Here is a 13,529-nt window from a genome sequence, read left to right on the forward strand (position 1 = left end):
GATTAAGATACACAAGGTCTTGTGAATCTTATTAAGAAAGGAATTCGTCCATGATAAAAAGACGCATTGGTATGATTTCCATGTTTCTTGTGTTGACGCTTTTGCTGTCAAATCTAGGTTTTATTGGAAATAACCTAGGAATTCAAGAAACATCAACTGTTTCAGGAGAAGAATTGGAAGTTGGCGATGTGAACATTGTTCCTCTTCAAGAGACTGGTCCAGCCGATGAACGACTTAATTTAGTTATTTTCGGTGATGGTTATACAGCAGACGAAATGGATAAGTTTCATGAGGATGTGGACAGGAACCAAAACGTTCAATGGAGTGTAGAACCATTCCGCAGCTACCGAAATTACTTTAATGTATACATGGTTGAAACTCCTTCAAAGGATTCTGGCATTAGCTGTGATCCTGATGACGGTAATGTTCGACGTGATACCGTTTTCAATCTCCAATATGTTTGGTCAGGTGATTGTCCTGCAGATGAACTGGCACGTGGTATTTACTATGGGGATGGCGGTGCAGAAAAACGTAATGAAATTATTAGAGAACACTTAGCACCAGAACTTGGAATATCCCCTGATGCCCAAAACATCCAGACATTGGCAATTGCCAATACCTTTACGTATGGTGGAATCGGAGGCGTACATGCCACTACTTCAGGAGGAAGTCCACAAGGCCCGCTTATTTCACTGCATGAGCTAGGACATTCATTAGGTAACTTACAGGATGAATATCCTTACAATGATCGTGACGTTCCAGGTGGTCCTCATGACGATGATGAACCGAACTCTATTCATCACACTCGCTTATCATCTGATGAAATGATGGAGCAACAAGCAAAATGGTGGCGATGGTTAGGAGAAGAAAGTGAATCCGGTGGAATTATTCGCGCCGCTGATCCTGATGGGTATGAAAGCGGGGCATACACTAGTTCAAATGTCTGGCGTCCGAGTGAACATTCCATGATGCGTTGGATCGGTTTTTACTTTGATCAAGTAGGAAGAGAGCACATGACACAACGTATTACGGGTATGCGTGATGCAGGAGAAATGCCATTACAGTCAACCCCAGAAGGTGAAGTTGGCTCTGACGAAATTATCTGGGTTCAAACGATGCACCCTAGGTTCCATTTATTAGACGTAACATGGGAAGTAAATGGTACTAAACTGGATGATACGAATAACAGTCGCTATCTAGATCTTGCTAACTTAGAATTAGAAAATGGGGATACAGTTAAAGTAACAGTGAAAGACCAGACTGAATTTGTCCGAAATCCAGATTTCCTGGATGGTTCTAGAATGACACAAACAAGAGAATGGGTAATTGGTTCATCTCAAGAAAATACGTTTAACGAAGTGAAATTTACCAATCATTCTCCAACTGGATATGCATTAGCAAATGATGAGGTTGCTTTTGTTGAAACCACTAATCCAAATGACCGTATTTTAGACGTGACATGGAATTTAAATGGTGAGGAAATTTCAGATTCAAATCATACGAGACATCTAGACCTTAGTGAATTTGACTTGCCAAGTGGTGCATCGGAGCTGACTGCAATTGTAACAGATCCATCAGATCCAGAAGGTGAATCCGATACCATTACCTGGACTGTTGATAATGGACTTCCAACGGCACCTAAAACTTTATCAGATCCTCTCACCACTGTATCTGGAAATGATGAGCATCATATTTACTTCAACGAATTTGATATGCTGCTTGAACCAGAAGATGATCAACCAGGTTTTGTTGTAGGGGAATTCCGTCTAAATAAAGATGGATGGTTTAACTATTTTGGTTTCCCAGATGAACCTGAAGGAACACCATTTAAATTCTCGCATTCAGGTACTGAGAAAAAAGCTTTAGTTTATGGTAATTTAGGAACAGGTGGTTTATCGAAAGCTGCCTTTGAGCAGGAATATACAGAAGATGATCCGGGAGGTCCATTTATTCCTGGATTTGGCAGTCACATTATAGAACACCGTGCGATTGATGCAGCGGGCAATATTGGTGAAGCAGAAGACTTCCAAGTGACTGTTCTTCCCGGAGAATCACCAGAATGTACCGAGGTTATTTCCGACGATCACAACGGTCCATTAATCATAAGCGAAGGGGTCACATGTCTTGAGGATACTGTTGTGAACGGTGGTGTCACGGTACAAGATGGTGCTTCGCTCGTGGCTTTCGACAGTTCGATAAATGGTGGTTTGAATGCTGATAATGCGAATGTTTTACAAATGTTTGGAACTGCTGTGAGCGGTGCATCCACGATACATGGAACAGCCAGTGACACCACACTTGCAGGAAATGAATTCAATGGAAGCCTCACACTTTCCAATAATCACCAGATTTCTCACAATGAGCAGTATGGAGAGTATGGACCCATTTTGGCGGGAAACACGCTCAATGGTTCGTTGGTGTGTAATGGAAATAACACTGAAATTAACGATTTTGGTGCTTCTAATGACATCAATGGTCCAGCAATTGGACAATGTGCAGAGCTTGGCGTTAGTGCACCCAGCATTCAAAACCTTGTGGAAGAACTCGAAGAAGAGGGTGCATTCTCAAACGGGGAATCTATCCAAGCTTTGCAACGCCATTTAATGGCAGTTGCTCATTATGAAAACCAAGAAGAAGCAGAAAAAGTTGTACAACATATGGATGGTTTCCAATACCTACTTGATCATCAACTAGAGAACGGGATAATCACTAATGAGGCTTATGAGAGTCTATCGATTCAGGTTGATGCACTGAAGGAAGTTTGGAGTTAGATTACAAGGGTCTCTGCAGGTACCAACTGCAGAGACCCAATATATTGTATTTATTTTATCCCTTTTAAGTGTTATAGGCTATGAATCTATGAATATAGAATCTTAGAATCTAAATGATAGGAGTTGAAAGTATTGAGAAAAAAGATACTCATTTTTTTGTTGATGTGTTTACTCCTTTCCCTCACTCCCATAGCAGGTGTAGAGATTTCGTTTGCCAATGCCGATGGCAAAGGAGAACATTTAAACCTTAATGACCTTATTCCAGAAACTGCATCGGATTCGACAAGCATTGAGGTTAAGGATGGCATGACGCAACCGATTTATTCAACAGATGATGTGATTATTGAAAATTTATTTGTCGAAACGACGGTTGATAGTGATGGTGACGGTAATCCCGATCAAGTTGAGATCGAAGTCATGCGTCCGAATACTGAGCCGAACATTCAGGTGCCAGTGATTTTCGAAATGAGTCCGTATCGAGGTGGGATGATGGCGAGGAAGTTACCGCCGATTGGTCAACCGGGAATGTGGGTATGACTGGAGTTTCGTACAATGGCACACTTCCCAATGGTGTTGCTACCACCGGTGTTGAGGGGCTTCAGACGATTATACCGATCGCCTCCATAAGCAGCTGGTATGATTACTATCGTGCCAACGGTGCTGTATCTGGCAATCCTTTTTGGGACGCTAACCTTTTGGCTGAATATGTTTAAACTCGGGAAAACCCGGAAGTGTGTGATGATGTATTATTAGAGCTTGTTCAAAACCAAGATCGTAAAACAGGTGACTATAACGACTTTTGGGATGAGCGTAACTATGTGAAGGACGCGGAAAACGTCGAGGCCAGTGTTTTTGTAGTCCATGGTCTTCATGACTGGAATACGAAGACTAAGCATTTTTCGCAATGGTGGGAGGCTTTAGGGGAGAACGATGTGGACCGAAAACTGTGGCTTCACCAAGGTGAACATGAAGAACCAGACTATCATGATTGGCAAGAAACAAAACATAGATGGTTTGATTACTGGCTGTATGGTATTGAGAATGGCATCATGGATGAGCCAATCGTTGACGTCCAGCGCGAAGACGGTACATGGCATCAACAAGATGATTGGCCGCAAGATGAGACAACACTTCATTTCAAGGCTGGAACAGACGGTGAAAGCGGTATTCTAAGTGTTGATTCAATTGTAAACAACCCCATGGATACTGAATATTTTTTGGACAACCAATCTATGAGGGACGATGAAATTATTGATGATATCGAATTAAGCAATTCAGATCGTTTGGCCTATCTTTCCCCAGAGCTAACGGAACAAGTTCGAATCAGTGGAACCCCGGAAATAAAAATAGAAGCTAGTATTGATCGCCCAGTGACTAACTTGACTGCATTACTTGTTGATTATGATGGAGAAAGTCCCGAGATTATAACACGCGGTTGGATGGATCCACAGAATTTGGAGTCATCTTCAGAGTCGGTACCGCTTACTCCAAATCAGGAGTACACTTTCACATGGGACATGCAGCCGCATGACTATGTATTTGAGCCAAGAAACCAAATCGGTATCGTTCTTGATCAGAGTGATTGGGGAGAATTTCAATACACTATTCGCCCAGATCCTGGCGCTGAACTTACAGTACTTCCAGCTCTTAGTGAGTTAACATTACCAATTGTAGGGGATGATGATGCATTAAGGGTGACAGCAGATAGTATGGAGTCACTAGTTGAAAGTTTAGAGGAAGAAGGCGAGTTTGGGAACTCTGACGATGCCCGTTCCTTGATGCTTCATTTGACATCAGTAAGCCATTACGAAAATCAAGAAGAAGCTGAAAAGGTTGTTAAGCATATGGAGGAAGGATTTCAGGATTTGCTTGAATATCAGCGAGATAATGAGTTGATTTCCGAACGTGCATATAACACTCTTATCGCTCATACTGATTACTTGATAAAGAAATGGCAATGAAGTCAAAGAAGAAGGTACATTCTTAATTAATTGTTTTCTTTGAAGAAAGCCTCATTGACCAACCGAAAACATAGAATACAAGCATTTCCCAAAAGGACAGACTCATCAATGGAAAAATGGAGTTTCTAGTCCTTTTGGTATGGATAGCGTTAAAGATAAATCCTGACTTTTTCGTCAATGCTTGGATAATAAACAGCATCAACGTATTTTACGGTAGCGCTTTTTCTCTTTTTTAAGCCCCTTCTCTCATTTCGCCTGAGGTTCCAAGGCTCGGCCAGAAGTCATAAAGATCATTTCCGAATACGGACCAATTGTATCCAATCCTTTAAAAAATCCCCGGAATACAAAAATCTTCTGCTTCCTGCTGTTAAATGGCGTTGACACGTTCGGGTAAATATCAATCCCAACACTTTGATCAATGCCTTTCGCTTGTCTGTCATGAAAGGGTCACGACTTTCCCGTTTTTCCCACAGAGATCTGCATATTTCTTCTGTTATCACTTCATCAGTTTTTCGTTATGTCAGAAACACTAAGATAGAATTTTAGAGTCGCATTATATAATTTGTAATGTTTTTGGATAGGACGTTAAAACTTCTGCTTCTCCACTTTCATCAATATACACTTCATCTTCTATGCGAATTCCGCCATATCCCGGGATGTATATACCAGGCTCAATCGTGAAAAGTAAACCGCCTTCAGCAATCTGTTCATTATTTTCATGAATAGATGGTTCCTCATGAACTTCAATACCCAGTCCATGTCCGACACGATTATTGAAATACGCAGCATAGCCATTTTCTTTGATTACATTTCTTGCTTCGATGTCAAAAGACTTGAGTTGATTCCCTGCTTTTACAGCATTTATGCCTGCCTGATTAGATTGCAAAACAATGTCATATATTTCTTTTTGTTTATCAGTGGGTTCTCCCAGAATAAAAGTTCTCGTTATATCAGAGCAATATCCTTCTTTTATTTCCACGCCCATATCGATTAATAAGAAGTCTCCCTTTTGGAAGACACGGTTTCCAGGAATCCCATGAGGCAATGCAGCCTTCTCGCCTGATAATACAATTGTCGAAAAAGAAGGTCCCACTGCTCCATGCTTTTTCATCAAAAATTCGAACTCGGCTGTCAACTCCAGTTCTGTCATACCCGGTTTTACTTTTTTAATGCCATCTGCTAGAACTGTTTCAATAATGTCGACAGCTTTTTGAGCAGACACAATTTCACTCTGGGATTTCCTTAGCCGTTGGGTGTTCACAAGAGGTTGTATATCTTCATATGTAGTGTTAGGAAATACAGTTGACAATTGCTCATGCTGAAACATACTCACTGATTTCATTTCCAGACCGAAATTTTTTATATTATTTCCTAGTTTTTCTTTCAGTTTAAGAAAAGGATCTTCTTCATCAGAAATGGGTACCACATTTTTTACAAACGAATCGGTGTCAGCAAGTGCTTTATCTAACGCTGGGACAAATAAGATGAATTCCTGTGTGCGGTTATCAATAAGTAAAGCCATGAATCGTTCGTGTGGGTCTGAATTGAAGCCAGTATAATAGAAAACATTTGCAGGTGATGTGATCATAGTTACATCAATTTTTTCTTCATCTAATCGTTCTTGAAGTGTTCCCAGTCTATTTTGGTAATTGGCTTTCATAAAAATACCCCTTCCAGTCTTATTTCATGAATTTAAAAAAGTTGAGAATGAACGGTTAGCGTATATTGTGAATTTGGAATAATAGTAGGATTAATTATAAATATTTATATAATATTGTCAAGAGATTGAAGAATATAAACTAAACACACTGATTCAAATTTTTAAAATAAATAAATTATTCTTTCAATTCTATAATTTATATGTTAATATAATAAAAAATTTAATGGAGGTGAAAAAATTCCGTTTGTACTTAAATAAGTACAATAAAAAGGACGTAATCGTAATGGAAAATATTCATAGAAAAATTAAGGGCTTGCGGTTAAAAAAGGAAATGACGCTTAAAGACTTGAGCGAAAAAACAGGATTGTCAGTAAGCTTTCTTTCGCAAATTGAGCGAGGATCATCATCACTTGCAATAACTTCTTTAAAAAAAATCTCAGATGCTTTCAACATTAGTATTACTTATTTCTTCAGGGAAATTGAAAATCATAATTATGCTGTCCGTGAAACGGAACAAAAACCATTTAAGCTAGAAGGGTCTAATGTTCAGCATATCCGTTTAGCCGGGAAGTTTCCAGAGCGAAAAATGGAACCTATGCTGGTAACATTACCTCCAAACAAGTTGTTTGTTGAAAAATACAGTCATCCTGGAGAAGAATTTTATCATGTAATAAAAGGTATGGTTATATTCAAAATTGAAGAAAAGGAATACATTTTAAATTCGGGTGATTCAATTCATTTCCCTTCTGAGAAAGTACATGAGTGGAAAAATCCTTTGAATGAAAAAGCAGTATTGTTGAGTGTATTGACACCGATTATTTTTTAGAAAACTTATCTGAAAAGGCAGATCTAGGAAAGGGTGGGAAATATGAGGGTTGCTACTGATATTGGAGGAACATTTACAGACTTGGTATATGTTGATGACAGCGGACATGTTGAAATTGCCAAAGGCCCTACGACACCTCCAAACTTTGAACAGGGTGTAATTGATATATTGGATAAAAGCGACATCAATAAAGAAGCTATGTCTACATTTATTCATGGCACTACTGTTATCATTAATGCTTTAACAGAGAGAAAAGGTGCAAGAACTGGATTGATTACTACAGAAGGGTTCAGAGATGTTTTAGAAATTGCCAGAGGAAATCGCCCTGACTTATTCAATATTCGCTATAAAAAGCCTGAACCGTTTGTTGAAAGATATCTGCGAAAGGAAGTAAGTGAACGACTTAATTATAAAGGGAAGGTTATCACTCCCTTGGATAAAGAACAGGTAAAAGATATAATTAATTATTTCAAGCAACAAGATGTGGAAGCAATAGCAGTGGCTTACTTGCACGCCTACGTCAATCCGGATCATGAAAAAGAGACGGTTAATTTAATCAAAGAGCTGTGGCCAGAGGTTTCAGTATCGGCTTCACATGATGTTACAAAGGAATGGCGCGAATATGAAAGGACAAATACTGTCGCATTGAATTCTTACGTTCAACCGATCGCAACTTCTTACGTCAATAGGTTGGATAATAAATTAGCAGATTTCAATACAGGGAGCCAAAATTTTATTATGCAATCGAATGGTGGCACAACCACCTTTGAAGAAGCTAAAAAAGTTCCGATTAACATGGTGGAGTCCGGGCCTGTTGCAGGAATTTATGGTGCTGCCGTACTTGGAGACTTAATAGGCGAAGAAAATATGATAGCATTTGATATTGGTGGCACAACCGCTAAATGTTCCCTGATTGAAAAAGGTGAAGTGAAGGTTTCTACAGATTATTATATTGAAAGAAATGATCGTAATGCGGGTTATCCAATTAAAGCACCAGTAGTTGATATTGTCGAAATCGGCAATGGCGGAGGATCCATTGCTTGGCTGGATGAAGCTGGTGCTCTTAAAGTGGGACCGGAGTCAGCCGGAGCTATTCCTGGCCCCGTATCGTATGGACAAGGCGGGACAGAACCTACTACGACGGATGCCAATTTAATAACTGGCCGCCTTTCAGCTGATAATTTCGACTATGATGTCGATTTAAGTTTAGTAAGGGAGGTCATCCAGAAAAAAATAGCTGATAATTTTGCTATGACTGCTGAAGAGGCTGCTCTTGGCATTATTCGAATCGCTAACTCAAATATGTTGAACGCACTTAAACTTATATCGGTCAGGAAAGGACATAACCCCCAAGATTTCACATTAGTTGCGTTCGGTGGCGGTGGATCAATGCACGCTCCTGCGCTTGCAAAGGAATTAGGAGTCAAGAAAGTCGTTATCCCTGTTGCATCACCGGTATTCTCTGCATGGGGCATGTTGATGAGTGATCTTCGTCATGATTATATAAAAACATTTATTAAACGACTGATAAACCTTGATAAAAAGGAAATTTTGGAGCAGTGGAATCAGATTGACAATGAGGCATATGATCAATTTAGTCATGAAGGCATTAGGAAAGAAGATGTCGTATTCAATCGCTATGCTGATATGCGTTATCTTGGTCAGGAGCATACGGTAAAAGTACCTATTCCAGATGGTAACTGGTCGGACAATCATTTACAAAAAATCATCAAAAAATTCCATGAATTACATGAGCAAAATTATACCTTTAGACTTGATGATACCGAAACAGAGATTGTTAACTTGCACGTTACAGCTTTTGGTGAAGTTGAAAAGCCTGAATTTAAGAAAAGAGAAACAACTACAACGTTGGAGGATGCGAAAATAGAAACGAGAAATGTTTATTTTGAATCTCCAGGAGGATGGAATCAAACTGATGTCTATCAAAGAGAATTGTTGCCTGCGAACGAAATAATTCAAGGGCCAGCAATTGTTGAAGAAAAAGCAGCGGTTACCGTACTTTATCAAGGCCAAACACTTGAAGTGGATGATTATGGAAACTTAATAATCGAAACGGGGGCGAGATAAATGATGTTAAATGAGACGAAGGTAGATCCATTTACACTGGAAATTGTAAAAGATTCATTGCTTGCTACTGGGGATGAAATGTTTATTGCTCTAGCAAAAACATCGATGAGCCCAATAATTTATGAAGTATTAGACTATGCGAGTGGTTTAACGGACTCAAAAGGTCAGTTGTTAACACAAGGCAATGGGGTTACAGGGTTTATTGGAATGCTTTCTTTCATGGTTAAACAAACTTTGAAAAAATACGGTGATAAGGGTGAGTTAAAACCAGGGGATATCATTGTCATTAATGATCCATATGGTGGAGGGGGATCTCATTTATCAGACGTTGGATTAGTCATGCCTATATTCTACGATAATGAGCTTATTGCTTTTTCTGCCAACAAGGCACATTGGACTGAAGTTGGTGGAAAAGATCCTGGTTCATTTACAAATGATTCAAGGGATATCTTTCAGGAGGGATTACAATTTCCATCTGTAAAGTTGTATGATGGTGGCCAACTAAATGAGGGACTCGTTGAGATCATCCGTGCCAATGTTCGTTTCCCTGACTTATCTATTGGTGATATGTGGGCACAAGTGGCAGCGCTTAAAACGGGAGAGAGAAGGGTCAGGGAAATTTGTGAAAAGCACGGCAAAGACACGGTACTCTCCGCTATTAATAACCAGTTGGACCATGGTGAAACAATATCGAGACAGGAACTTGAGAAATTACCGAAGGGTACGTTTAAGGCAGATGGCTATGTAGAAACAGATGGCATTGGAAATGGCCCTTTCCCAATACAAGTTGATGTGACTGTAACAGATGATGAATTTGTTTGCGATTTCAGAGGCAGCAATCCACAAGTTCCTGGTCCTGTAAATTGTTCGTTTACTGGCCTTGCATCAGCTGTTAGAACAATTTTCTTAGCAATTACAAATCCTGATCAAAATATAAATGATGGTGTATTTAGACCACTAAGGATTATTACTGATGAAAAATCGATTATGTCAGCTGAAAGACCTGCCCCAACGTCAAATTATTTTGAAACGATGCTCGGGTGTACGGATTTAATATGGAAAGCATTGGCTCCACATATACCAGATAGGCTTGCGGCTGCGCATTTGCTATCAGTTTGTTCTGTTACTTTATCCGGTTCACATCAAGATACTGATGAACCATTTTTGATTGTAGAACCTTCTGTTGGCGGGTGGGGCGGAGCTGATGGCCAGGATGGAGCAAGCGGACAATTCTGTATTTTAGATGGTGAAACCTATAATGTCCCTGTAGAAGTTGCGGAAACACGATATGGTGTAATGATTGATGAGTATAGCCTGAGAGTTGATGGCACGGGAGCTGGTGAGTATATCGGTGGTAAGGGAGTTATCAGGTCGTATCGAGCCTTGACTGATGGACAGGAAGCTACAGTCACCTATGGACGTAATCAATATCGTTTATGGGGAACAGGGGGTGGATTGGAAGGATCGGTCAACGAATTTTATATTAATAAAGCTAATGGAGAAGTAGATGGACCATATGGGGTGTATCCCCGTTATACACTACAGAAAAATGATGTTTTAAAATTGATGACCGCAACTGGTGGCGGTTATGGAGATCCATTAAAACGTCCAGCAAAACAAGTTGCTAGTGATGTAAAGAATGAATATTATACTGTCGATGAAGCAAAGATTTTATTTGGTGTTGCAGTTGATCCAACAACATTCGAGTATCAGGAGTTGAATGCCAGAAAGTGATTTGCAAGGTTGGAGCGAAATAATAAGGGTTTTTTGACGTTATTGTTAAAGGGAACATAGAAAATGAAAGTTCAGCATTGACCTGCAAACTCAGGTGAAAACCCATGCTAAGTTGTCTGGGTACTTGTGAAGGAAAATAGACCGGAAACGAGTAGTAGAAAAGTTAAACTTTTCTACTACAATTACTTCCTTTATTTCTGAATATTATTGATATTTGTTAAGTGTTCTGTTTACTGTATTAATGAGCTTTCAAGATAAACACAAAAAAATACAATTAAAAAAAGGAGTATGTACAAAAAATGAGTGATAAAAATGCAGGTAGTATCGTAAAAGATGAAGCATTGCAAGCCATTCCAGATGATAAAAGGCAACATTGGATCACTCCCGCCATGATCTTTGGTGGACTTGAATTTACGATTCCTGTTTTAATGGTGGGAGCAACCTTGGCAGGAAGCTATGGCCTTAGTGAGATTTTCTTTATTCTAATCATCGCTCTTTTTGGTATCCAGTGGATCGGGAACGCATTACAAGGCTATATTGGAGCAAAAACAGGTCGATCTTCTTCGGTCATTGCGCGTACTAGTTTTGGAGCAAAGCAGGCACGATTTATTGTCGGTCTAACCATTTTTGTTGTTTCGCTTGGTTGGTGGGCTGTACAAACATCGGTCGCAGGAAACGCAATTTCTGCAATGTTAGGTGTTGATTATACTTCACAATGGGGATTATGGGCACTGATTACAATAGTGGCAGGCTTGCTATTTGCTATCCCATCAATTATTGGTTATAGTTCGATGAAGTGGACGGATTATATTGCAGTTCCTGCTGGTTTACTATTAGTTGTTGCTGGTATTTATTATGCTTTAGATAGTAATGGATTGGAAACGGTATCCAATTGGAATCCAGAACCCACAATAGGTATTTTTGCTGCGATTAGTCTTATTATTGGAGCAAATGTTTCTCAATGGGTAATAGCTGCTGACTATACGCGCTATGCAAAGCCATCAATCAAAGATAATGCACTGATTCCTACAGGTATTGTTCTTGTAGGATTTCCATTATTTATGGTTGGAGCAGTTATGTCTGTAGGAGTAGGAGATGCTGACATTGTTAACGTAATGATGAATTTAGGATTTCCTTTTTGGGGCTTTTTAATTTTATGGTTTGCTACTTGGACGAGCCAACTAGTGAATAACTACAGTATGGGACTGGCTTTTTCCAATATGCTTAATGTTAATTCGAATAAAGGCAGAGCATTTCTTACTTTTGCGGGAACTGTACTTGCTATCATTGTGGCACTTGCAGGAATCCTTGATTACTTTACAGATTTTTTGAATATGACAGCAATCGTATACCCCGCAATTGCAGGCGTAATGATGGTTGACTTCTTTTTTATTCGAAAACAGACATGGAAAGATAACGATGGATGGAACTGGATGGCAACAATTGCGATGGCAGCGGGAACATTAGTAGGTTATTTAACACAATATGTGATTGTTTTTGGAATCCCGGCTGTACAGTCGTTAATTGTTACCGGAGTAGTTTATTATATAGCGATGAAAGTTAAAGCGCGGAGAGCTCCAGATCAGTTTACTCAAAACATTGATAACGATGACATTGATACTAAATTAGAAGCAAATTGATTCTAGTATTTAAAGTCAAACAGCACACTAGTGTTTAATGTACTGTTTGACTTTTTGGTTTGGTATAAAAAAAGTCCGATTAAGGAGACAGAGGAAGAAAAAGGATGAATTTTAACCAATACTATCAAATGCTGGTATACATGTTGCTGGAGCAATTAAGAATCATAATGGATGGCCTTCCTGAAATAAAAGGAGATACACAGGCAGACAGCAGAGCAACATCTTGAAAATCTTAATGAATGAATTGCGTGGACATTATGGAATGTTTGAGACTGGGACAAGTGCAGGGTGGCAAATCTGTATGAACGCCAGGAAATATTTGAAGTGGATATTTTCTTCCATGAAAGTATTTTAAAAGAGACATTAGGAATACGGAAGTGAGAAATTATAAAGCAGTTGTACCAAAGATTACAGGTACAGCAAAAATCACAGATTTCATCAATTTTCTAGTGGATGAACGGGATGAGATACCAGAGGGATTTTTGTTTGAATAATTTATCATGAACGGTTGGGATCTGAGAATTATTCAAAAAAATATACATATCATGGCATATGTCAAAGTTATTTGAATAATAAATATATAGTTTCATGTAGGTTATTAAAAAATTCTTGCCCCTATCAGTGTTTGTTAAGCTTCCAAAAAAATCTGTAAAATTGGCACAAAACTTGCATAATCATATAGAGAGTAATACCTATATTTCACAACAGTAAAATGATTAAATTTGCAAGACTAGTCATTATTCAATGTATTTTAAATACATTCCATACGAGATGTCCGCAAGCAATGGCTATTTGTAAAGAAGTAGGCCACAGTTTGAAAAGATTGAAGATAATCATTTTGTTGCATGC

The 13,529-nt window shown here is 39.0% G+C and carries 9 protein-coding genes and 1 pseudogene; 9 read left to right on the forward strand and 1 reads right to left on the reverse strand.

The features are described from left to right. Positions 1–50 precede the first annotated feature (50 nt). The 3 genes and pseudogenes from BM195_RS10695 to BM195_RS19160 all read left to right on the forward strand — a co-directional run bounded on the left by BM195_RS10695 (position 51) and on the right by BM195_RS19160 (position 4,732). Complete coding sequence (locus BM195_RS10695) at positions 51–2,771, forward strand: M64 family metallopeptidase (protein WP_090237699.1); 2,721 nt, start codon at positions 51–53, stop codon at positions 2,769–2,771. 132 nt (positions 2,772–2,903) lie between these two features. Then, positions 2,904–4,447, forward strand: a pseudogene (locus tag BM195_RS10700) (CocE/NonD family hydrolase); the annotation flags it as partial. Positions 4,448–4,480: 33 nt separating this feature from the next. Then, complete coding sequence (locus BM195_RS19160) at positions 4,481–4,732, forward strand: FIMAH domain-containing protein (protein WP_425283918.1); 252 nt, start codon at positions 4,481–4,483, stop codon at positions 4,730–4,732. A gap of 553 nt (positions 4,733–5,285) precedes the next feature. On the opposite strand, the gene BM195_RS10705 is transcribed toward BM195_RS19160, so the two are convergent. After that, the gene (locus BM195_RS10705; RefSeq protein ID WP_090237701.1) at positions 5,286–6,392 is read right to left on the reverse strand and encodes a M24 family metallopeptidase; all 1,107 of its coding nucleotides are present in this window, start codon (positions 6,390–6,392) and stop codon (positions 5,286–5,288) included. 283 nt (positions 6,393–6,675) lie between these two features. On the opposite strand from BM195_RS10705, the gene BM195_RS10710 reads away from it, so the two are divergent. The 6 genes from BM195_RS10710 to BM195_RS18090 all read left to right on the forward strand — a co-directional run bounded on the left by BM195_RS10710 (position 6,676) and on the right by BM195_RS18090 (position 13,174). After that, the gene (locus BM195_RS10710) at positions 6,676–7,218 is read left to right on the forward strand and encodes a helix-turn-helix domain-containing protein (RefSeq protein ID WP_090237703.1); all 543 of its coding nucleotides are present in this window, start codon (positions 6,676–6,678) and stop codon (positions 7,216–7,218) included. A 42-nt stretch (positions 7,219–7,260) separates the two neighbouring features. Next, positions 7,261–9,306 (forward strand): hydantoinase/oxoprolinase family protein, encoded by a 2,046-nt coding sequence (locus BM195_RS10715; protein ID WP_090237705.1) that lies wholly within the window; start codon positions 7,261–7,263, stop codon positions 9,304–9,306. Then, on the forward strand, positions 9,307–11,040 hold the full coding sequence (locus BM195_RS10720) for a hydantoinase B/oxoprolinase family protein (RefSeq protein WP_425283915.1): 1,734 nt from the start codon (positions 9,307–9,309) through the stop codon (positions 11,038–11,040). Positions 11,041–11,339: 299 nt separating this feature from the next. Beyond that, a complete protein-coding gene (locus BM195_RS10725; protein ID WP_090237707.1) occupies positions 11,340–12,680 on the forward strand; it encodes a purine-cytosine permease family protein in 1,341 nt (446 codons plus the stop codon). 104 nt (positions 12,681–12,784) lie between these two features. Beyond that, entirely contained in the window at positions 12,785–12,907 is a 123-nt protein-coding gene (locus BM195_RS18865; protein ID WP_280141263.1) for a hypothetical protein, read from the forward strand. 150 nt (positions 12,908–13,057) lie between these two features. After that, the gene (locus BM195_RS18090) at positions 13,058–13,174 is read left to right on the forward strand and encodes a proline racemase family protein (RefSeq protein ID WP_170848231.1); all 117 of its coding nucleotides are present in this window, start codon (positions 13,058–13,060) and stop codon (positions 13,172–13,174) included. The last annotated feature ends 355 nt before the right edge of the window (positions 13,175–13,529 follow it).

This window comes from Lentibacillus halodurans (assembly GCF_900112045.1).
In the GTDB taxonomy this organism is placed as follows: domain Bacteria; phylum Bacillota; class Bacilli; order Bacillales; family Amphibacillaceae; genus Lentibacillus; species Lentibacillus halodurans.

What these genes read in the sequence shown, in the direction of transcription:
- BM195_RS19160 (WP_425283918.1), top strand. Translation starts at nt 4,481, where the DNA reads ATGGAGTCACTAGTTGAAAGTTTAGAGGAAGAAGGCGAGTTTGGGAAC.
- BM195_RS10715 (WP_090237705.1), top strand. Translation starts at nt 7,261, where the DNA reads ATGAGGGTTGCTACTGATATTGGAGGAACATTTACAGACTTGGTATAT.
- BM195_RS10720 (WP_425283915.1), top strand. Translation starts at nt 9,307, where the DNA reads ATGATGTTAAATGAGACGAAGGTAGATCCATTTACACTGGAAATTGTA.
- BM195_RS10695 (WP_090237699.1), top strand. Translation starts at nt 51, where the DNA reads ATGATAAAAAGACGCATTGGTATGATTTCCATGTTTCTTGTGTTGACG.
- BM195_RS10710 (WP_090237703.1), top strand. Translation starts at nt 6,676, where the DNA reads ATGGAAAATATTCATAGAAAAATTAAGGGCTTGCGGTTAAAAAAGGAA.
- BM195_RS10725 (WP_090237707.1), top strand. Translation starts at nt 11,340, where the DNA reads ATGAGTGATAAAAATGCAGGTAGTATCGTAAAAGATGAAGCATTGCAA.
- BM195_RS18865 (WP_280141263.1), top strand. Translation starts at nt 12,785, where the DNA reads ATGAATTTTAACCAATACTATCAAATGCTGGTATACATGTTGCTGGAG.
- BM195_RS10705 (WP_090237701.1), bottom strand. Translation starts at nt 6,392, where the DNA reads ATGAAAGCCAATTACCAAAATAGACTGGGAACACTTCAAGAACGATTA.